Raw genomic sequence first — 20,768 nt, forward strand, 5'->3', positions numbered from 1 at the left:
TGTAAATTTGTAGCGCATTGAAAAACTCACCTCGTGACAGAGTATAAAAAGGAGTTGAAATTATGAGGGTATGGTTTTTGAAGATAATGGTATCGACCTTAAGCATTAATGTTTAGTTGTTTTTTAACCCGATCTGATGGTTGCCATAATCGGTTAGGTATTCATTACTGATGAAAAAATCGAGACTGAAAATGGTACGGTAATCACCCGTATTATTGGGATTTTGCACTTCTGTTAGGTTTCCGGTGCTTGATGTGGTATAAGTATAAACAAAGCCCTTGTTGGTAGTTATGGTTACGGTCGAATTTGCGGGAAGGCTGCCTATTGAATTGGTTGCCAGCCTGTCTTCAATTACAGTAGTTGATGGGGTTCCGGTATCAAACAAAATCTGTCCGGAGATGGTCTTTCCATTGTAAGTGATAGTTGCAGGGATATTAGGTGAGTATCCGCCGCTGTTTGAATAAGAAAGCGGGTGCATAATGAATCCGGATGATGAAAGATCACTGTTGCTTAAGCCGATAGTTAACAGATTGCTTACATAAGTTCCACTGGTGGAAAATAAGCTTTTATTTAACGTGGCCAGCTTAAATCCGCTTGTAAGACCTGTGCCGGTGCTAAAGGATCTTAACGGGCTCTGAATCAGACTGGTTATATAACTTGTACCGGGGCCAACACCAAAAACATCGCTGGCATGGGCCGATAGTTGCGCACCAGTTTCATCAACTATTTTGTAGTATAAAAAAAATGGCACCCTTTTTAACGTAAGGTTGCCCTGTGCGTCGCCGATGGTGATATTGGCGTAGGCTAAATTGCCGTATTCTTTTGTGGAGCTTAACTGGTCGCCAAAGCTTATTGTGCCCTTGGTATTAGTAACCGTAATACCGTTCACAACTACCGAGTCCCCGGTAAACTGGATGCCTGACGATGTGATCATTGATGCAGGCAGGATACCTGCGGCATCAAGCGTCATCCCCGATGAACCCGTATCAAACACGGTATAATAAGTCACTGCTTTTGTGCCTACCAGCGTAATGGGTAAAAAGATCCGTTTGTTTACCCCGCTGGCGTATTCATATAAACCAAGTGTAACAGGATTAACTTGTGTTTGAGGCGCTGCGGTTTTATCTTTTTTACAGGAAAAAAAGGCAACCGTTATTAATAAACAACCAATAATTTTGGAAGTAAAAAGTAAATGTTTTGCAGTCATATATGTCTGTATATAAACCCGGTTGGTAATAATTACGATAAAAGTGCCGTTTTAGTTGAGCTTAAAATTAAGATAACAATTTGATATACCGGGTTAATGAATCGATAAAACTGGGTGTTGAACCGATTAATTATCCGGACATATAAACGGACGGAGAACGCTGCTATTGTGTAAGTTAAAGCAAATGATTGGTTTCTTTGATAATATCCATTACAAAAGTGCTTTTTGAGTGGCCAATACCCTTTACTTCGCTTAGTTTATTTACAAAAAACGAATGGTAACTATCCATACTTTCAGAAACAATTTTGAGCATAAAATCAAAATCGCCCGATATGTTATAGCATTCTATCACTTCGTCAAATTCCAATACAGCGTTAATAAAATCGGCACCTGCTTTGCGGCTATGTTCGCGCAGGGTTACCATGCAAATAACCATGATGCGTTTGTTCAGCATCCGCTTATCTAAAATGGCGGTATAGCTTTTAATAACCCCCGCTTTTTCAAGGCGTTTAATGCGTTCGTGCGCAGGCGTAGGGCTTAGGTTGATCTTAACAGCTATTTCCCGCACAGTAAGCTTGGCATTCCGTTCAACCAGCCGTAATATTTCGTAATCTTTTTCATCAAGCTGGATGCCGGCTTTTTCTTGTTCTGTTTGTGGGGCCATAACGGTGTGTTAATTGGGCGTTTGTTCTTTTAAAGCGCTTTAATTTTTAATTATGTTCCAAAATTATAATAAATAATATTGTTAATTTCTATTAACATAGTTTTGAAAGGACAAAAATCAAAATTATGGCACAAAAAAAGAACAAAGTCCTGATCATAGCCTCTATGGCCATATTTGTCGAAGCGCTTGACATCGCCATCATTAACCTCACCATTCCGGCAATACAAAAGCAGTTTGTGGTCACTAACGACCAAGTTCAATGGCTTCAAACGCTCTATGTGCTATTGTACGGTGGTTTCCTGATTATAGGAGGGAAGCTGTCTGATGTTGCCGGACCAAAGAAGGTCTTTATTACCGGTGCGGTATTATTCCTGGTAACTTCATTAGGTGCCGGCTTATCAGGTACTTTTGTGTTTCTTAGTTTATCGAGGGCTGTACAAGGCTTGGCAGCAGCGTTGATCATACCATCAGCACTTTCCATAGTAACGCATACTTTTACCGAAGAACTGGAGCGGAGCAAGGCTATCGGGATCTTTAGCTCATTCGCGGCGGTTGGTTCAGGAAGCGGTCTTTCCATTGGCGGAATCATCAGCACTTACTTAGGCTGGCATTGGGTGTTTTTGATCAACGTGCCAATACTGGTTTTTATTATTGTTATAGGCTGGCTGTCCCTGGCTAATGACGCTCCTGAACAAAAGCAGCCATCCCCCGATTTGTTTTCGGGTATTTTATTGGTGATAGGTTTGCTGATGCTTAGTTATGGTGTGCACCAGCTTGCAGATATCAAACAACAATATACTTTTATTATGCTTTGTGCCATAGGCGTGGTTATTTGCATGAGGCTCTTATATGTCCGTTTAACCCGGAGTGCAAATCCGCTGATCGATCTTTCAGTTTTTAAAGCGTCATCAGTTATTACCGCAAATGGCGTATTCATTTTATTAGGCGCATTTTTTACCGGTTACCTTTTCATTATATCTCAATTATTGCAAAAAGATATGCATTACACCGCAGCACGGTCAGGCTTGTTACTGGTACCTTTTAGTTTTTTATCAGCTATTGTGGCTAAGTTTATGCTACCCGGCATCATGAAACGGTTAACAACCGAACAAACCGGGTTGTTGGGTATGAGTTGTATGTTAACCGGGGGACTGGTTTTAATTTGCGCGGTATTTACAGGTTACTCTCTCGCTTTACTGCTGTTATCCGCTGCTTTTATATCCGGTTTAGGTATGACCATCTGTTTTACAAGCTTGTCGGTACTTGCTGTAAAAAACATCCCCAAACAACACTACGGGTTGGCATCAAGCCTGGGTACTACCGCTTACTTTTTAGGTGCCGGAGTAGGTTTGTCTATACTCACACTTTTTATGCAAACAAGCGATGAAGGCGCTTCCGTGAGCACTTTATCGCTTGTTATACTTAGTATGTATGCTTTAATCGGTTTGCTATGGCTCATTATTTACGTTGTAAATTCGGTAGCCAGGAACATGCAGGTATCATTAAATGAATCATAAAGACTGCCCGACGTTTTTTAACTGGTGAATGTGCTTTTGAGTATGATAGCAAATAAGATAGAGCCATTCTAACCGGGTAAGCTCACCAAAAAAAGGAACTACCAGATCAGTACTAATGGCATAAAGATCTTTGGAGTTAATTATTTCTCTAACCTGGATGATAACTGTTTGTAATAATTCGATAAGCTCAGATTTATTGTGAGGCCCGTCTGATGGCAATATGTTTGGTGCTGATTTGAATTTAGCCTCAAAATCAAGAAACAGGTCTTTTATCATTTTGACTTTTTCGGCCGGGTCTCTTTCTGCTGGTTTGTCGGAGCCGGTAAGTACCGGAACAAGTTGTAAAGCCGATTTAAAAACATGTTCCGCTATCTGTCCGGCTGTCCATCCGCCGTGGGGTGGTATAATATTAATTTGTTGCTCATTGAATAAAGCAATGGTTGATAAAAGGTTGCTGGCAGTATCCTCAAATACTGCCAGTAAGTTAATACGTGCATCGGTTTGGAGGGTGGTGGTTATTTGATTTTCCATGATGTTTTGAAGATTGATTAATACAAATCTCCATGCAAAATCAAAATTTACACCTTGTCGTTTGTGCCATAATTGGGGTAGTTTTGCGCCATCGTATGTGCAGGCGTTTATCTTTTCTTTTCACCTAATGAAAACCAATTACCCGAGTCGTCTTTGAATAAGGCTTCAAAGCCGTAAAACTCTTTAGTGGGGGCTTTAGTAAACTCAACGCCTTTCGCTTTTAACTCTTCGTAAGTAGCTATAAGGTCGTTGCATTCAAAAACCCCGAACCCAAAGGTGCCGCGCTGTACCAATTCGCGCATTTGATGTGCCGACTGTGCGTCGAACATCATTCCCTCCGTTACAGCCATGAGTGATATTTCCAATTCGGGCTGCCCGGGAGGACATACAGTAAGCCAGCGCATTCCCGGCCCCATGGCAGCATCTGTATTTACGGTAAAGCCTAATTTGTTTACATAAAAATCATAAGCGCTGTTCTGGTCAAGTACAAATACGCTTACATGGTTTAATTTGGTTATCATGTTAATGTTGTTTGATAAACCAAAAGTCGTTATCAAAAAAGAACCGGGCTTATTGAAAATTGCGATTTCGCAGCCATTCTTTTTCCCGGGCAAAGCAACCGGGTATAAATTTGAGGGGCGATTGCTGCATCTCCGCCTGCCGTTTAAGTTCTGTTTGCTGGTAGTTTGCAGGAGAACGGGAGGTGATCTTTTTAAATAACGCAGAAAATGAAGTAACACTGTCAAAACCTACAGCATAACAAACATTAGCAATGGGAAGGCCTTTTTTTAATTGCAGCCGGGCGTTTTCAACCCGCACCTGGATGAGGTATTGGTGTGGTGTTTTACCATAGATGTTTTTAAACAACCTGATGAAATGATATTTGGAAAAATAGGCCTCGTCGGCAATATCGTTCAGGTCGATCGGTTCATGATAGTTTTTATCAATGAACAACTTAGCCTGTATAAGCCTGCGGTAAAGGTATATTTTAGGTAATTGATCCGTCATTTCAAGGTTAAATATCGGCTTTTATTATTTGAAAACGCGCTACCTGTTAAAACTGAACAATTGAACATGTTCGTTCTTTCTCTCCAGGATAAGATCATGGATAATTTCGGCAGCAATTACGCTAAAAGTGATACCATTACCTCCAAAGCCAAGCGCAAAATAAGTGTTCGGTCTTTCGGGAATGCAGCCAATGTAAGGCAAGCCATCTTTAGTGATCGCAAAAGCACCGGCCCAGCTAAAATCAGCTTTTAATGGGATGTGCGGCATTTTTTTGAGAAAAGCCTGCTGTAGCATGTCCGCCTTTCGTTTAATAACAGAAGGCGGTATATGCGGATGATGAAACTGGTCATCGCGGCCTCCAACAAGGATGCGGTTTTCACTTACAGCCCTAAAGTACATGTAGGGTACGGTAGTTTCCCAAATCAAACTGTTCTTATACCAGAAACTTACATCGGGCAAAGGCTCCGAAACCAGTGCGTAAGTTGAGTTAATTTCGGCTATTTTTTTAGGGACGTATTTTAAACTTTCATAACCGCATGCAATAATCAGCTTTTTAGCTTTGATAACTGAGCCGTTGGCGGTTTGCAGCGTTATGCCTTGTTTATGATGCTCAATGGTTTTAATATCGGTATTGCTGTATATTTTATGACCGGCTTTGGCAAAATTTGTAAGTAAAGCATGGGTAAGCAGATATGCATCAACCTCCCCGCCATCTGCAGAGAAAATAGCCCCGGAAGCCTTAAACCCGAATTTCTGTTCAATTTCATCAGCTTCGAGCCATTGTACCTCAAAGCCATGCTTTTTACGGAAGTTATATTCCTGATTTAGTGAATTTGTATGTGTTTTGAAGCTGGCATACTGCAAACTTGGCCTCAAGCTAAAATCAAAGGCGGGTTTAAGCGATTTACATAAATCAGCAATGTCATAAATAGCTTTGCGGCAAAGTTGATAGCTTGTTACGGCATTTGCTTCGCCAACCAGGTGTTTTAAAGATGTAAGGGGCGTATCAATTTCATATTGCAGGAACGCAGTGCTGGCCGCGGTACTGCCCATACCAACGTGGCGCTTATCAAAAACAGCTATACTTAAACCCGAGTTGCGGAGCTGCCAGGCTGTTAAAGCGGCGCTGATGCCGGCCCCAATAATGGCCACATCCAGCTTCAAATCTTTTTGAAGAGAAGGGTAGGAGGCAATTATGCCATTTTTTATTAGCCAGTAAGGCTGTTGTTCATATAAATTCATGGATTTGAACAGCTATAGCATAACAACATGCAATCCTTTTTTAAGTTTTTTGGAGGGAAATCAAGTGTAATAACAGGGTTATTCAGTATTTTGAGAAACCATAAAGAATTTAATTTAAGGCAATATTTTGTTAATGAGCAGATTATAGGCAGGCTTGCAAAATCTTTCAAAAAAAATTTTGCAACTTAATTTAAAATCATACTTTTGCACACCCAATCAGGGAGACGGGATGTAGCGTAGCCCGGTATCGCGCCACATTTGGGATGTGGAGGCCGCAGGTTCGAATCCTGCCATCCCGACTAAAGCGATACCAAGTATCAAAACCCTCTAAATTGAATTTTAGAGGGTTTTCTTTTCTGATTGGCGAAATAGTATGCCAGCGCAGGCTGAATAAAAAAACGGGATGTAGCGTAGCCCGGTATCGCGCCACATTTGGGATGTGGAGGCCGCAGGTTCGAATCCTGCCATCCCGACAGAAAGCGATATCAAGTATCAAACCCTCTAAATTACAATTTTAGAGGGTTTTCTTTTTACAGATTCATGTTTACTTGCTTCCATGCTTGATCTTCTTTAACGGGGAGCAGGCAGAATCATTTCCTCGCTTACAAGCATATTTTGTCGCAATTGTCCCCTAAGTAGTCGTTTTTGTACGCTATCAAACCCTGAAATGAGTTCCATCTTTGTATTGTTAATAAAATCAAACTTAACCGCCATGAAAAATTTACTCCAAGCACTTAACCCTCTTAAATCAATACTGTTAATTGTAATTATGTTTGCAACATCACGATCAAATGGACAACAAATCAAGCCTTCCAAAGGTGGCTACGCGCCTGTGAACGGTATCAAAGTTTATTATGAGGTATATGGCGAGGGTAAACCGCTCATTTTACTACATGGTGCTTTTATGACAATTGAAGGAAACTGGGCCGAATTGATCCCCGAACTATCAAAAAACAGGAAAGTAATTGCCATTGAATTACAGGGACACGGGCATACACCGTTTTCGGATAGAAAGTTATCATATGCTACCTTAGCTAATGATGTGGAAGGAGTTATGGACTACCTGAAAATTGACAGTGCCGACGTAGCAGGGTATAGTATGGGTGGCTCTGTGGCTTACAAGTTTGCTTTACAAAGCCCTAAACGGTTAAAAAAATTAGTGATCATTTCTTCTACTTATAAAAGTAGCGGATGGCTGCCTGAAATAACCAATGCTTTCAAATCCTGGAAGCCCGGGCTTTTTATGAATACTCCTATGAAAACCGCATACGATGCAATAGCACCAGATAAAACAAAATGGACAAAGTTTATAGGGCAGATGATCGCTTTCGCGCAGGAGCCGTTCGACTTCGGTGATGACAATATTTCGAAAATTTCTGCTCCGGTATTGATCATAGCCGGTGATAACGATGGGCTGGACAAAATTGAATTGGCAAAAATATATAAATTATTAGGCGGGGGCGTTTCTGCTGATTTAGCGCCAATGCCAAAATCGCAATTGGCCATAGTCCCTTCGCAAGGACATGTAAGCCTGATGATGCAGACAACAACGGTTTTGACCTATCTGAACAATTTTTTAAAGTAAGCTGATGTAAATGCATGCTAATAGAAAAACGTTATCAGAATTTAACTTTTAATCAGGCCGCTTCTCTCGTAAGGATATTGGCTTCGCAAGTATTTGAAAGAGTAGGTCAAATGATCTTTTGAAGAAACGCTTTGAACTTCTTGTCGCTCAATCAACACTCTTTTCAATCAAATCTTCATTATAATTGTTGTTGCCTAAAAAGGAGGAAGCATGCCCTGGTATAACGGAGACTACCCGCCATCTTACAAAAATCAACCTCCCAAATTGCGGGAAAAGGCGGTAGAAATTGCCAATGAAATTTTGAAGGAAAGCGGCGATGAAGGCATTGCCATAGCCACAGGTTTAAAAAAGGCACGGGAATATTTTAAAGATCATCCCGAAGAAGCTGATGCTGACAACGATTAAATTGTTAAGGAGGCTATTAAAACATCGCTGTGCTTTTAGGGGTTACTTTACCGATCCTTTTATCCCTGCGCGAAACAAGTTCGCAAAGCTGGATTGCCGAATTCTCAAAATCATCGTGGCTGTCACTAAGCAGGAGCCAGGCCGTATCAAAGCCCTCGTCTAATACAAAATCAGTGATGGCCGGTATTTCCCCTTTGAGGCTGGCATGATTTTCCCGCCTGGTAGAGATCCAAATACCGTTATGCTGCGGATTTTTACTAACCTTTCGGAAGATCAGCACAATCTTTTTATCGAAATAGATATAGAACATGCCTACCGCCGGCTTGATGATTATACCTGTCGGCAAGTAATCGAGCAGGAAGTCAAATGGCACGGTTTTTTTCATAGTTTTTCAATGAATGTGCAATATAGTGCACCCTGATGAAAATAAAGGGTTTTTCATTTGGTTTGGCAGACCGACGGTGAACGAACTCATGTCATAATATGCCGCTTAAATGTCACTAATGCACCTTGTCTGTCCATGAAAAACCAATTAGTTTTGAGGTATTGAATAAGAAAAATCAGAACAGATTAGGATCTTGAGTTCTTATTCCCGATAAAGGCTGCAAGGTGAAGCCTTAACCGGCGGTGCTGCCTGTAAAAACAATTAACGCTTACAATTTCTTATTATATATCACCACTAAAATCATTTACCCATGTTACCCATCAAACCACACATCTGGTTCGACCAGGATAAAGCCCGGGAAGCTGCCGAGTTCTATGCAACTTTAATGCCTGATTTGGCTTTAAACTATGTTAATCATTTCCCAATGCCCGGCGGGGAGTGCGAAATAGTTGAATTTGCCTTTGCCGGCCAGCCATTCCTGGGCATCAGCGCCGGGGATGGATTAAAGATCAGTCCCTCTATTTCTTTTATGATCAATTTTGATCCGTCGCGTGATCCAGATGCCGCAGGGCGTATTGACGAAGTTTGGAGCAAACTATCAGAAAGCGGAAAGATAATGATGCCACTCGACCGGTATCCTTTCAGCGAGCGCTACGGTTGGGTGAGCGATAAATATGGTGTGTCATGGCAACTGATACTGACCAATCCGGCAGGTGAAGAAAGACCGGTGATCGTTCCGTCGCTGATGTATACCGGCCAGGTGGCCGGTAAAGCGGATGAAGCCATCGATTTTTATTGCTCTGTGTTTAAAGACGGTAAACGCGGTATTACGGCGCCGCGCCCCGAGGATATAGGGTCTGATAAAGCCGGCACGCTTATGTTTGCCGATTTTCATATCGACCAAACCTGGCTGGCAGCGATGGACAGCGCGCATCCACACGGTTTTAGTTTTAACGACGCGGTGTCGCTATTGATCCCTTGTGAAACACAGGAAGAGATCGATTATTATTGGTCAGCGCTTTCAGCTGATGGCAAACCCGGCCAATGCGGTTGGCTGAAGGACAAATATGGCGTGTCCTGGCAGGTTGCATCAACAGTTATGTTAAAAACACTGAAAAACGGCAGCCCCGAACAAATTGCACGCGTTACGCAGGCTTTTATGACGATGAAGAAAGTTGACGTCGCAGCCCTACAGCAGGCCTCTGATAGCCGTTGACCCATGTTGGCGTGATACCACTATTTAGTTGTTAATTTACCCAGTTTGGCATATTCCACATCATTAGGCTCCCATAGTTCAATTTTGTTGCCCTCGGGGTCCATCAAATGTACAAAGTTGCCATAACCGGCTTTCTCTACTGAATCGGTCGGCAGGATGCCGGCCGATTTGAGATTGGAATCATGAATCGACGCATCTGCAGCTTCAGTACCGTATGCTTTTACTGTTGTTGTTTTCATAATCGTTTATTTTGAATATTGATCATCACTTACTTTCTCCAGCCAGGTAACCACCTCGCCGTTAACAGCTTCCTGAATGGCTATATGACTCATAGCTTTACTCGGCGATGCACCATGCCAGTGTTTCTCGTTTGGTTCAAACCAAACTACATCACCCGGCCCTATATCTTCGATCGGCCCACCTTCGCGTTGTACCCGGCCAAGACCGGAAATAACAATAAGTGTTTGACCTGCCGGGTGAATGTGCCAGGCTGTTCTGGCGCCAGGCTCAAAGGTGACCAACGCGCCCGCGCCTTTGGTAGCTTCTTTTTTTGCAAACAGGGGATCTATGCGCACGGCGCCGGTAAACCAGGCTTCCGGACCTTTTACTGATGCTTGCGCACCGTTTTTAATTATTTCCATAATAAATAGATTGAGAGAGTTTATATGGTTTTGACATCAGTGACATAACGATAGCGTGCTTTTTCAGCCATTGTATTTTCCTGGCTTCATTAACTTATTCTGCCTTAATAACCTGTATTTGTGAATAAATGTTATTGTCTGTACAGGAATTAACTTTTTAAGTTTCCGATATGCCGCTGCACCGTTATTCTTTATGATTCAATGGTTTTTAAAATTTTTGCAGGAATACCCCCGACAACAGTATTTGCCGGTACGTCCTTGATTACAACCGCACCAGCGGCAACAACTGCATTCTCTCCAATGGTTACACCCGGCAATATAGTGGCACCCGCGCCAACCCATGCGTTGCGCTTGATAACGATAGGTTTGCAAATCATACCCCGCCGGTTAACCGGGTCGAGTGGATGATTTTCAGTGATCAGGTTTACCTTAGGGCCGAGGAGTACATGATCTTCCAGCGTAATACCGCCCATGTCAAGAAACGAGCAGGCATGATTAATAAACACATGCTTGCCAATACTAATGAAACGGCCAAAGTTGGTATGGAAGGGTGCGAACAAAGTGGTGCTTTTGTCTATTGTTGCGCCAATAATGTTGCTAAGCTGTTCGCGGAGCTGCTCAACGGTGGTAGCTGCATTGAGTGCAGGCGACAACGCCAGAGTGCGGGCCACCACATCATTTACCTTGTAAAATTCCGGGTCAGTAAGCGGAACAAATTCCCCTGCTTTCAACCGTTCGAAAATATCTTTCATAATAATGTTTTTATTTAACGCTATTGTATTCATTATCAGAAATATGTAGCCATATCGCAATGCCTTTTTCTATATTGAAATTGATTGCTATTTGCGTAAAGCTGTTTTGGAACGTAGTACCATGCCAGTGTAAGATGCCCGGCGAAATGGTGACCACATCACCTTTATGTAGAAATTTTTGCGCCGTGGCACTTAGTGAAAACAGACTACCTGCAGCTAAAATCATCAGCTGCAGTATGATGGAAGTTTTGTATCTGCCGATGTTTTTCATTTTGCAAAGTTAGTGCTGTTGCCAACTTTGCTGTTTAAGAAAATCAAACCAATGCTTATGAAAATCAAACTTCCATGGTGCGAAGCGAACTTGGATTGGTGCCAGTCATGCGTTTAAAATAGTTGTTGAAGTAGCTGGGATATTCAAAGCCAAGTGCATAAGCAATGTCGGCTATGTTCCAGTCAGTATGTTGTAACAGTGCTTTTGCTTCGCTGATAATCCGCTCTGCAATGTGCGCAGATGTTGGCCTGCCGGTAACTTCCTTTACCATACGGTTGAGGTAATTTACGTGAAGGGCGAGGTTTTGGGCGTAGTCCTGGGCCGTCTTCAACTGCAACGGCTTATTTGGGCTTTCTACAGGAAATTGTCTTTCAAGCAATTCCATAAATACAGCAGCGACCCGGTAGGCAGCGTTTTTATGCTGATCAAAATTTTCAGAGGGCTGCATTTTCATCGCTTCATGCATGATCAGGTTGATGTAACTGCGTATCAGGTGCGTCTTTATATACGTAACTACTGTTTTGCTCATCTATCATCTTCTGAAAGAGGATGTTCAGAGACGCTCTTTGCTGTTCAGTGATCTTTAGTACCGGTGTGCCGCCGATCTTGAAAAAGGGTGATTGCTGCAGCATATCGGTACGTTCTGAAACGCACAGAAATTCTTCGGAAAAGAGACAGGTATAACCCACATAAGTGGTTGAGATAGTTTCCCAGGAATATGGAATATGCGGATTGCCAAAAAACAAAACAGTGCCCTCCACTTCAAAGCTGCGGTCGGCATAGTGAATCTTGCTTTTGCCTGTAGTTAAACAAATTTTGTAAAAGTCTTTTCTACTGTAAAACCGAACAGCCTGATCGTCTTCTTTTATCTGGAAAACATTGAAGCCTTTTAACCTGAGGTCATTGTTAAAGAGAGAAACCGATCTCGCTATTTTATTGTCCATGACTTAAAGTTATGAAACTCAAACTTTCAATTTCCAATTAAAAAGACAAGCGCTAACCTTTGATGTAATTGTATATCCCGTTCCCGAATTGTAAACAGGCGGTTCCGCTATATTAAGCAGCGCTGATCGATTTAAGCAAAATTACTCTCCCATAAACTTTTCACATTAAAGCTTACTTATTTTGTAAAGATTGCCATTGTCCGTAACACCGTATAATGCGCCGTCCTTGCCGGTAACAAGAGAACGCCAGCGTTCGCCCTTGTCTTTCAGCAGGCGTTCTTCCGCTACAATCTTATTGTCTTTAATAATAAGCCTGATGATATGTGATCCACCTAAGGCGCCTACAAATAGATTTCCTTTCCATTCGGGAATCAGGTTGCCCGTATAAAAGGTTATGCCGCACGGTGAAATGCTTGGGTTCCAGTAATAAATGGGTTGGGCCATGCCTTCTTTTTGCTGTATTCCATCGCCAACTTTTACACCCCGGTATTCGATGCCGTAAGTAATAACCGGCCAGCCATAGTTCTTTCCCGGCCGGATAATGTTAATTTCATCACCTCCGCGCGGACCGAATTCTGATTCCCATAATTCGCCGGTATTTGGATTCATCGTCATACCTTCGGGGTTTCTTAAGCCATAAGCATAAATTTCGGGCAAAGCGCCGGCTTTTTGCGAAAATGGTCCGCCAGGCACCGGTTTCCCGTCACGGGTTATATGCAATACTTTTCCGATTGCGGTATTCAGGTCCTGGGCCTTGACACGCATTTCATCATCCCCATGTTCGCCTGTGCTTACAAACAGGTTACCCTGTTTATCGAAAACGATTCGTGAGCCGAATTGCAGGTGACCGTTATAGGCGGGTTTAGCATGATAGATCACCTTTACGTTTTCGAGCCTGCTGTAATCTGACGAAAGTACACCAGTGGCGACAGCCAACTGGAATCCCTCAGGAACTTTTTCGGAGTATGACCAAAATAAAGTCCGGTCTTTTACAAAAGAAGCATCAAAATTAACATCTAACAAGCCTCCCTGGCCACCCACCGCTACTGTCGGTAAACCTTGAATATTCTTGTCTAAACCTCCATCAGCCTTTAATATCCGCATGGTGCCGCCTTTTTCTGTAATTAAAAAGCGCCCGTCGGGCAGACAGCGTAAAGCAAAGGGTTGCTTCAGCTCATGATTGATCACGTTTACACTGAGTTTGGTTTTAGTTTGTGCACCAGGGGCCCTTGTCTGCCCCGGAAAAGCGGGCTTGTAGTCGGCCGTTGGTGATTGCGTTTCAACGGGCGGCAGTGACTGGGCAACAGCCCGCGCAATATCAAGCAAAAAGCAAAGTGAAGCAATTGCACAGGTAACTAACAAGGGTTTGATTGGTTTTGACATGGGTAATGTGTATTTGTTGTGAAGATAAATAATATGCCGGCAAATGTTAAAATGTGTTGAGCAAATAAATCTGCCTGCTCCGGTAATATTAACAGGCCATCAGGTTGTAACAGAGCCCAAGGGCAATGATTTATTATCAGTACATATAAAGAGCGTTGCGATGTTTGAGATATCTTCCCCTGGCCGATATGAAATTAGCTGGTTAGTGCCTATAGCTTAGGATTTAAGTACCTGCGGCATTTTACACCGGCATTTAAAAAGGTAAGCGGCCAAACACGCCAGGAATATAGAACATTGAATTGAGAAACGGCCGGGGCGGTTCACCCTGGCGCCAGATTTAACCTGCAATAGATCTAAAGAAAAATAACTATTTGATTTACACTGGTATTCCTGGTAGAAATATTTAAATTTAATTATTAATTCCCGATCTCAAGCCTAACTTAAACTCTTCAATATGATAGCGATAACAATCAATGGGAAACAGCGGGAGGTTGCCGCTGACCCGGACATGCCTTTATTGTGGGTTATTCGTGACCTTTTAGGCCTTACCGGCACCAAATTCGGTTGTGGTGTGGCGCAGTGCGGAGCATGTACTGTACACCTGAACGGCGAAGCTGTACGGTCATGCGTAACAAAAGTGAGCCGTGCGGCAGGGCAGCAGGTCACTACAATTGAAGGACTGTCTAAATTAAATGACCACGCTTTGCAAATTGCCTGGGCCGAACTCGATGTTCCGCAATGTGGCTATTGCCAGTCGGGTCAACTCATGTCTGCAGCTATTTTGCTGCGGGAAAATCCCAACCCAACAGATCAGGATATTGATGATGCGATGTCAGGTAATATTTGCCGTTGCGGTACTTATCCCCGCATCCGGTTGGCTATACACAAAGCGGCAGAACTGCAGCGGGAAGGAGCAAAATCATGAACAGGCGTAACTTTATACAATCAGGTGCATTATTGAGCGGTGGCTTGCTCATCTCATTTACTATTCCGAAGGCCAATAAGCTTGCTGCCCTTGCAGGTACGGCTGATTTAAATGTGTTTGCCCCTAATGCATTTTTAAATATAGGTACAGACAACAGCATTTCGGTATACCTGAGCCATGTGGAAATGGGGCAGGGGATCTGGACTACACTGCCCATGCTTATCGCGGATGAGCTTGATGTGGATCTGAAAAAAATCAATATTAAACATGGCGGTGCCAATAAGGCGTTTAACCATGTTATTTACGGTGCTCAAATTACCGGCGGGTCAAGTACTACCTGGTCTGAGTTTGACAGGTATCGTAATGCCGGCGCAACCGCACGGACGCTCTTGCTTCAAACAGCCGCTACCCGTTCGGGGATTGCTATTGAAAGCTGCAAAACGGAAGATGGGTTTGTTATTGCCGGGAACAAAAGATACACTTATGGCGAGTTAGCTAATGATGCCGCAAAGTTACCTGTACCTGCAAAGGTTCCGCTGCGTTCACCCGCCGACTGGAAATACATCGGCAAAGGAAGCAAACGGATGGATGCCCGAGTAAAGACTGATGGTACCGCAAAATTTGGCTTGGATATCCAGTTTCCCGGATTGCTTACCGCAGTTGTTGCCCACGCACCTGTTTTTGGTGGTAAAGTTAAATCGTTTGATGCCGGTAAGGCGAAAGCAGTTCCCGGCGTAAGGGAGGTTGTACAAATTCCGACGGGTGTGGCTGTCATTGCCGACCACTTCTGGGCCGCCCAACAGGGACGGAAGGCCTTACAGATAACCTGGGATTATGGCGCCGGCGTGCAGTTAAATACCGGTACGCAGACCGCGGCTTACCGAAAACTGGCTGCATCGGATGGCCTCCCGGTTCAGGAAAAAGGCGATGTTAAAGCAGCGTTTACAAAAGCGGTAAAAACCATTTCGGCAGAATATGTTTTTCCTTACCTGGCCCACGCACCTATGGAACCACTGAATTGCACAGTAAAGATTGAAAATGATAGCTGCGAGATATGGACAGGTACACAGTTGCCAGGCGGAGAACAGGCTGCCGCAGCAAAAATTCTTGGATATAAGCCGGAGCAGGTAAAAGTAAATATACCATTCCTTGGGGGAGGCTTTGGCAGACGTGCTACACCTGCCTGCGATTTTGTTTCGGAGGCGGTTCATATTGCGAAAGCAAGCGGTAGACCGGTAAAAATGGTATGGACACGCGAAGATGATATGAAGAGCGGCTTTTACCGGCCTTTTTATGTCCATAATGTAAAGATTGGCGTAGATAAGGACGGTCTTACCATTGCCTGGAACCATAATATTGCAGGTCAGTCAATTATGGCGGATGCGGCAGTGCTTTTTGGTCCGCCTCCGGCAATAGATGATACAACGGTGGAAGGCGTAAAAGGATCACCATATCTGGACGAGATACCAAATCATTTTGTCGGCCTTCACACCACTAAAGAAGTAGTGCCTGTTTTGTGGTACCGGTCTGTAGGTGGTACGCACACTGCATTTGTAATGGAAACGCTTATAGACCAGCTTGCCCAAAATGCAGGTATCGACCCTGTGGAGTACCGCCGCGGCTTATTTAAAAATCATTCAAGGCACCTGGCTGCGCTTAACCTTGTGGCCGAAAAAGGCGATTGGAGCCGAACACTGGCTCCAGGACGGTTTAAAGGCATCGCGGTACATGAGGCTTTTGGCAGTGTTGTAGCGATTATAGCCGAAGTAAGCGTTGAAAAAGGAGTTACGAAAGTACATCAGGTAGATTGTGCAATTGAGTGCGGCCTGGCCGTGAACCCCGACGGTGTAAAAGCCCAAATGGAAAGCGGGATCATTTTCAGTATCTCGATGGCAATGTACGGCGAGCTGACGTTCGTTAATGGAGAATTACAACAAAATAATTTTTATGATTACCGGATCACCCGGATGCACGAGGCACCCCGGATCAATGTTTACATTGTGGATAGCAAGGAAAAAATGGGGGGTGCCGGAGAATGCGCGGTTCCCCCAACAGCACCGGCTTTAGCTAATGCAATTTTTGCAGCAACCGGAAAACGGATTTACAATTTACCTATCGTTAACAACCGACTCGAAAAACAGGCATGAAAAAACTAATAATCACCATGATCGTTTTGTTTATGTCAAGTGCGGTCATATTATCGTTCAAAGAGGAAAAATCAACATTTAATTATGCTGCACTACCTAAAGATAGTGTGGCTTCTGTTGCAGCTTTTAAACAAGTTTACACTGTATTGATGAGTGCCCGCTGTATGAATTGTCATCCATCAGGTAATATACCACTGCAGGGCGACGATAATCACTTGCACACCATGTTTCCCAAAAGAGGGGTGGATGGTAAGGGTGTTTATGCCATGAAATGCGCCAATTGCCATCAGCCAACAAATACTTCGGGCTTGCACACGCCCCCGGGCAATCCCAATTGGCATCTCCCACCGGCCGATATGAAAATGGTTTTCCAGGGGAGGACACCCCGCCAATTGGCAAAACAAATCATAGATCCGAAGCAAAACGGACATAAGGACATGCAGAAGCTCATTGCACATGCAGATGATGGACTGGTGCTTTGGGCCTGGAAACCGGGGGAGGGCCGTAAACTTCCACCAATGAGCCACGCAGCATTTAAGAAAGCCTGGCTTACCTGGTTAAAAACCGGCGCGTATGCCCCGGCTAAATAAAGTGCGGCAAAGCCGGGATTACTAAGGATGGAGGAAGCGGGGTTTTTAATATCCTGGCTATCTACGTTGTTGATTTATAATGTTGCTTATTTAAATGCAGTTTAGTTAATAATAAAGCTCCGTCCCTGATCGGCGTTTTATTATTAACCTGCTATTAAAATTGCCGGCAACCTCCTGTAATAGTTCGTCGGATAGCTTATAAGACAAAAAAAAGCCCGATACATTTGTACCAGGCGCTGTTAGTTAGTTGTTTGATATGTTATTATTAATTGCCGCTGACCGTTTTATTATCAAGCTGACTTAGGGATGCGGTATTAACGGTATTAAGCATCCCGTTCATAATGCGCTGATTGATGTACGCTGAAAACTTTAAAGCTCCTTTGAAATTCAAATGCCCAAAATCGGCAAAGTCATCATTTTTTAGCGGAAAGTTATTGAAGTCCAGGAATTTTATATCGCTAAAGTAACGCTCACGGATCCGCGAAAACTCTGCCTCATTATTTCTGTACTCATACAATGGATGTTGCGGGCTCCTGATCAGGAAAACACTTTTATGCATGCCGTTGCAATAATCTATTATTTTCCTTAGATATTGAATATTGGTTGTTGAGATTGCACTTTTATTCGATGCTGCTTTAATAATTTTACCCGCCGGATTATTTGAAGGTAAAGGCCTGGAACCTTCTATTTTGAAATATCCTCCTGTTTTTCCTGTGTAATCATAATTGAATGAAAGTGCTTTAATAAAATTGGTACGCGCAGCTATGCCTACACAATTCATAAAATATTTTGAATTATGCTTAGCCAGCAATTCAAAATCGGCCAGGCTCATAAAAGAGGCATATTGCGGAAACATATTTGACATGTAGGTGTACCCCCATGTCCAGTCATCCATTTTTGTGTCAATCTGGTTATTTGAAAATTCTATAAGTACAGTGGTTATCTGAGGGTTTTGCGACAGGTATTTTTTAACCTTCTGAAAGGTGTAAAAATAAGATTCGGCTGAGTGCGACAGATTGGTTAGTTTGGGTATCAGGGTATCATTGTAGGCACATTCTGAATGTGAATGACCAAAAAGTGCAATAGTATTGTCTTTCTTTACACTAAACTTTGAAAATTTATTTACCATATAACCCGGAATCAGGGCAATAGCCAATATGAGCAGGCAGCTCATTAAAACAAATGATATGGTTTTAATTAAAAAGCGGTGCATTGCTTAAAATTGAAAGTAAATAAACTGCTGCTCTTTTCCTGTAAATAAAAAAATCACCACAACCAATGTATAATAAAAGGTCAATCTGTACCCTCTTTTTCTTAACCAGCTTAACTTCTCAATGGCATATTGGTTTTCCCGCCCCTGCCACTCAACTATTATAAAACATAGGATAAGAATGATCACTTCAAGCAATTGTGCTTTGTTAACATCTAATTGAGGTATGGAAAAAAGCGATCGTGAAAAAATCCGGCCGATATATTTAAAGGCTTGTGTAACACTATCAGCCCTAAAAAAGATCCAAGCAAAAATTACCTGCAGAAATGTGGCTCCCATTTGCATGAATTCGGTGAACGTTGGCATAGCTTTGCCTTTGGCTGCAATTTCGAGGTGGTTTCTGTTTGTTTTTAAAAGGATAGAAGGGAGAATGAATAAAGCATTTAGAAGGCCCCAGATGATGAAGGTCCAGTTGGCGCCGTGCCAAAAACCGCTAACCAAGAAAATGATTAATGTGTTTCTTACTTTGAGCCAGGTGCCTGTTTTGCTGCCCCCAAGAGGTATGTATAAGTAATCTCTAAACCATGACGATAGTGAGATATGCCATCTGCGCCAAAACTCGGCCATATCTCTTGAAAAGTACGGGAATGCAAAATTTCTCAGCAGTTCAAATCCAAAAAGTTTTGCTATGCCTAATGCCATATCAGAATACCCCGAGAAATCGCAATAGATTTGGAATGCAAAAAATATAGCGCCTAAAACCAGGGTACTGCCTGGATAATGCGAACTATTTGCAAATATCATGTTGGCATAGTCGGCACATTGATCGGCAATTACAGCTTTTTTAAACAGGCCCCATAGAATTTGCCGCAGCCCATTAATTGCCTCCTGGTAGTTAAACTCTCTCTTGGTTTTTACCTGGGGCAAAAGGTGTGTTGCCCGCTCGATAGGGCCGGCCACCAAAAGCGGAAAAAAACTTACGAACAATGAATAGTCAATGAAGTTCCGTTCGGCTTTAATACGGTTTTTATAAACATCAATTACATATGATAAACCATGAAATGTATAAAAAGAGATACCGACAGGCAGGATTACATTTAGAGTAAACGGGCTTAAATGAATCCCTATACTGGCGCATAGGCCGGCAAGCGATGCTGCAAAGAAGTTGTAGTATTTAAAAACACCCAAAAAACCCAGGTTTACAGATATGCTTAACCAAAGCCAAAAGGTTTTTAGGCCATGTGTTTTTGCATGGTACATTTTTAGCCCGGTAAAATAATCTAAAAGGGTAGAAAAAATTAACAACAAAAGAAACCGCCAGTCCCAGCATGCGTAAAAAAAATAACTTGCAGCGAGCAGTAACAAATTTTGCTGTTGCAGTTTTCGGTTAAGTACAAACCAATAAAGCACAAAAACCACAATCAGAAATATTCCGAACCCAAAGGAATTAAAAAGCATGATGGTGAATTTTAAAAAATAGCCAAAGTGGCTGACTTAGGAATATTTAGTAAGTACAGAGGCTGGAAAATAGGTGGAGGTAGATGTATAAAAAAGCAACAAAAAATTGATTGCTGTTTACAACAACCAACTTATAACAATATAAAAAAGTAAAGGTCTTTTGTCAATATAATAATTTTGTAATACCGATGGACCTGTCAATCTGGTTTTAATGTGTTCTCGTTACGCAAGGCTTCATTGAATTTTTCAAGCAATTTAATATACTTGTCCATCCAATAATATATGGCATCAAGCGGAGCGTCTTTTGCCTCATGGGTTTCGATATCCTTTTCGGCATTCGGCGAGTTAAATCTCAAGGCAAATTCGTTGGGAAATTCCTTTGAAAAATCATGTTCGATAACAATTCCGATCTGACAAATTATATCAAAGCTAAGCCTTTTGGTGTTGAACCAATTGTATAAGGTTCTGCGGCTTACGTTGAGTTTCCGGGCGATTTCACTTATCCCCATATGGTCACGTCTAACAATTCGCTCTACAATTTTGCCAAAATGTAAATCTTGAGTGTCATTAATACCAATAGATCTTTGATCATTATTGATATATGAGCTAACAGGGTAATAAACTTTGCTGTGCATAAGATTAGATTCGATTAGGTGTCAATTTTAGTTGGTTAGCATAATTAAATTT

The 20,768-nt window shown here is 42.5% G+C and carries 24 protein-coding genes and 2 tRNA genes; 9 read left to right on the forward strand and 17 right to left on the reverse strand.

Translation table 11 applies throughout. From position 1 onward, the window contains the following. Positions 1 to 112: 112 nt before the first annotated feature. Positions 113 to 1,207: a hypothetical protein gene (locus ABID99_RS07340; protein WP_373613316.1), complete on the reverse strand. Its 1,095-nt coding sequence runs from the start codon at positions 1,205 to 1,207 to the stop codon at positions 113 to 115. Positions 1,208 to 1,382: 175 nt separating this feature from the next. Then, positions 1,383 to 1,871 (reverse strand): Lrp/AsnC family transcriptional regulator, encoded by a 489-nt coding sequence (locus ABID99_RS07345; protein WP_090526731.1) that lies wholly within the window; start codon positions 1,869 to 1,871, stop codon positions 1,383 to 1,385. 125 nt (positions 1,872 to 1,996) lie between these two features. On the opposite strand from ABID99_RS07345, the gene ABID99_RS07350 reads away from it, so the two are divergent. After that, entirely contained in the window at positions 1,997 to 3,388 is a 1,392-nt protein-coding gene (locus tag ABID99_RS07350) for an MFS transporter (RefSeq protein WP_373613317.1), read from the forward strand. On the opposite strand, the gene ABID99_RS07355 is transcribed toward ABID99_RS07350, so the two are convergent. The 4 genes from ABID99_RS07355 to ABID99_RS07370 form a co-directional block, all read right to left on the reverse strand. After that, complete coding sequence (locus ABID99_RS07355) at positions 3,383 to 3,919, reverse strand: DinB family protein (RefSeq protein ID WP_090526735.1); 537 nt, start codon at positions 3,917 to 3,919, stop codon at positions 3,383 to 3,385. The two genes, ABID99_RS07350 and ABID99_RS07355, sit on opposite strands and share 6 nt — an antisense overlap. 107 nt (positions 3,920 to 4,026) lie before the next feature. Further along, positions 4,027 to 4,440 carry a VOC family protein gene (locus ABID99_RS07360; protein ID WP_090526737.1) on the reverse strand — a complete coding sequence of 138 codons (414 nt, stop codon included), beginning with the start codon at positions 4,438 to 4,440 and terminating at the stop codon, positions 4,027 to 4,029. Positions 4,441 to 4,489: 49 nt separating this feature from the next. Then, positions 4,490 to 4,927, reverse strand: a complete 438-nt coding sequence (locus ABID99_RS07365) for an AraC family transcriptional regulator (RefSeq protein WP_090526739.1) — start codon at positions 4,925 to 4,927, stop codon at positions 4,490 to 4,492. A gap of 39 nt (positions 4,928 to 4,966) precedes the next feature. Beyond that, positions 4,967 to 6,169: an NAD(P)/FAD-dependent oxidoreductase gene (locus ABID99_RS07370; RefSeq protein ID WP_373613318.1), complete on the reverse strand. Its 1,203-nt coding sequence runs from the start codon at positions 6,167 to 6,169 to the stop codon at positions 4,967 to 4,969. A 225-nt stretch (positions 6,170 to 6,394) separates the two neighbouring features. On the opposite strand from ABID99_RS07370, the gene ABID99_RS07375 reads away from it, so the two are divergent. The 4 genes from ABID99_RS07375 (at position 6,395) to ABID99_RS07390 (ending at position 8,159) form a co-directional block, all read left to right on the forward strand. Next, positions 6,395 to 6,468, forward strand: a tRNA-Pro gene (locus ABID99_RS07375). Between the two features lie 100 nt (positions 6,469 to 6,568). Beyond that, a tRNA-Pro gene (locus ABID99_RS07380) sits at positions 6,569 to 6,642 on the forward strand. 239 nt (positions 6,643 to 6,881) lie between these two features. Then, complete coding sequence (locus ABID99_RS07385; RefSeq protein WP_373613319.1) at positions 6,882 to 7,754, forward strand: alpha/beta fold hydrolase; 873 nt, start codon at positions 6,882 to 6,884, stop codon at positions 7,752 to 7,754. 210 nt (positions 7,755 to 7,964) lie between these two features. Further along, positions 7,965 to 8,159, forward strand: a complete 195-nt coding sequence (locus tag ABID99_RS07390; RefSeq protein WP_090526743.1) for a hypothetical protein — start codon at positions 7,965 to 7,967, stop codon at positions 8,157 to 8,159. A 16-nt stretch (positions 8,160 to 8,175) separates the two neighbouring features. Here the strand turns inward: ABID99_RS07390 and ABID99_RS07395 are convergent, their stop codons facing one another. Continuing rightward, positions 8,176 to 8,544 carry a hypothetical protein gene (locus ABID99_RS07395; RefSeq protein WP_373613320.1) on the reverse strand — a complete coding sequence of 123 codons (369 nt, stop codon included), beginning with the start codon at positions 8,542 to 8,544 and terminating at the stop codon, positions 8,176 to 8,178. Between the two features lie 310 nt (positions 8,545 to 8,854). On the opposite strand from ABID99_RS07395, the gene ABID99_RS07400 reads away from it, so the two are divergent. Then, a complete protein-coding gene (locus ABID99_RS07400; RefSeq protein ID WP_373613321.1) occupies positions 8,855 to 9,760 on the forward strand; it encodes a VOC family protein in 906 nt (301 codons plus the stop codon). A gap of 20 nt (positions 9,761 to 9,780) precedes the next feature. Here the strand turns inward: ABID99_RS07400 and ABID99_RS07405 are convergent, their stop codons facing one another. The 7 genes from ABID99_RS07405 to ABID99_RS07435 all read right to left on the reverse strand — a co-directional run bounded on the left by ABID99_RS07405 (position 9,781) and on the right by ABID99_RS07435 (position 13,751). Beyond that, the gene (locus ABID99_RS07405; protein ID WP_373613322.1) at positions 9,781 to 9,999 is read right to left on the reverse strand and encodes a VOC family protein; all 219 of its coding nucleotides are present in this window, start codon (positions 9,997 to 9,999) and stop codon (positions 9,781 to 9,783) included. Positions 10,000 to 10,005: 6 nt separating this feature from the next. Further along, entirely contained in the window at positions 10,006 to 10,401 is a 396-nt protein-coding gene (locus tag ABID99_RS07410; protein ID WP_373613323.1) for a cupin domain-containing protein, read from the reverse strand. A 191-nt stretch (positions 10,402 to 10,592) separates the two neighbouring features. Continuing rightward, entirely contained in the window at positions 10,593 to 11,153 is a 561-nt protein-coding gene (locus ABID99_RS07415) for a DapH/DapD/GlmU-related protein (RefSeq protein WP_373613324.1), read from the reverse strand. Positions 11,154 to 11,163: 10 nt separating this feature from the next. Continuing rightward, a complete protein-coding gene (locus ABID99_RS07420) occupies positions 11,164 to 11,424 on the reverse strand; it encodes a hypothetical protein (protein ID WP_373613325.1) in 261 nt (86 codons plus the stop codon). Positions 11,425 to 11,488: 64 nt separating this feature from the next. Next, on the reverse strand, positions 11,489 to 11,890 hold the full coding sequence (locus ABID99_RS07425) for a helix-turn-helix domain-containing protein (RefSeq protein WP_373613326.1): 402 nt from the start codon (positions 11,888 to 11,890) through the stop codon (positions 11,489 to 11,491). Further along, on the reverse strand, positions 11,883 to 12,368 hold the full coding sequence (locus ABID99_RS07430; protein ID WP_373613327.1) for a hypothetical protein: 486 nt from the start codon (positions 12,366 to 12,368) through the stop codon (positions 11,883 to 11,885). The genes ABID99_RS07425 and ABID99_RS07430 overlap by 8 nt, the downstream gene beginning before the upstream one ends. Positions 12,369 to 12,533: 165 nt before the next feature. Continuing rightward, on the reverse strand, positions 12,534 to 13,751 hold the full coding sequence (locus tag ABID99_RS07435; RefSeq protein WP_373613328.1) for a PQQ-dependent sugar dehydrogenase: 1,218 nt from the start codon (positions 13,749 to 13,751) through the stop codon (positions 12,534 to 12,536). 454 nt (positions 13,752 to 14,205) lie between these two features. Here ABID99_RS07435 and ABID99_RS07440 point away from each other — a divergent pair, with 454 nt between their 5' ends. From ABID99_RS07440 to ABID99_RS07450, 3 genes are read left to right on the forward strand one after another with little or no spacing between them, the layout of a single operon-like run. Beyond that, a complete protein-coding gene (locus ABID99_RS07440; protein WP_373613329.1) occupies positions 14,206 to 14,676 on the forward strand; it encodes a (2Fe-2S)-binding protein in 471 nt (156 codons plus the stop codon). Next, positions 14,673 to 16,823: a molybdopterin cofactor-binding domain-containing protein gene (locus ABID99_RS07445; RefSeq protein WP_373613330.1), complete on the forward strand. Its 2,151-nt coding sequence runs from the start codon at positions 14,673 to 14,675 to the stop codon at positions 16,821 to 16,823. The genes ABID99_RS07440 and ABID99_RS07445 overlap by 4 nt, the downstream gene beginning before the upstream one ends. Next, on the forward strand, positions 16,820 to 17,413 hold the full coding sequence (locus tag ABID99_RS07450; protein WP_373613331.1) for a hypothetical protein: 594 nt from the start codon (positions 16,820 to 16,822) through the stop codon (positions 17,411 to 17,413). Before ABID99_RS07445 ends, ABID99_RS07450 begins: the two co-directional genes overlap by 4 nt. Before the next feature lie 265 nt (positions 17,414 to 17,678). Here the strand turns inward: ABID99_RS07450 and ABID99_RS07455 are convergent, their stop codons facing one another. The 3 genes from ABID99_RS07455 to ABID99_RS07465 form a co-directional block, all read right to left on the reverse strand. Then, entirely contained in the window at positions 17,679 to 18,626 is a 948-nt protein-coding gene (locus ABID99_RS07455) for a hypothetical protein (RefSeq protein WP_373613332.1), read from the reverse strand. Positions 18,627 to 18,629: 3 nt separating this feature from the next. Continuing rightward, entirely contained in the window at positions 18,630 to 19,883 is a 1,254-nt protein-coding gene (locus ABID99_RS07460) for an MBOAT family protein (protein ID WP_373613333.1), read from the reverse strand. 395 nt (positions 19,884 to 20,278) lie between these two features. Further along, positions 20,279 to 20,716 (reverse strand): helix-turn-helix domain-containing protein, encoded by a 438-nt coding sequence (locus ABID99_RS07465; RefSeq protein WP_090526765.1) that lies wholly within the window; start codon positions 20,714 to 20,716, stop codon positions 20,279 to 20,281. Between the last annotated feature and the right edge of the window lie 52 nt (positions 20,717 to 20,768).

The sequence above is a fragment of the Mucilaginibacter sp. OAE612 genome (genome assembly GCF_041806395.1).
Classification (GTDB): Bacteria; Bacteroidota; Bacteroidia; order Sphingobacteriales; family Sphingobacteriaceae; genus Mucilaginibacter; species Mucilaginibacter rubeus.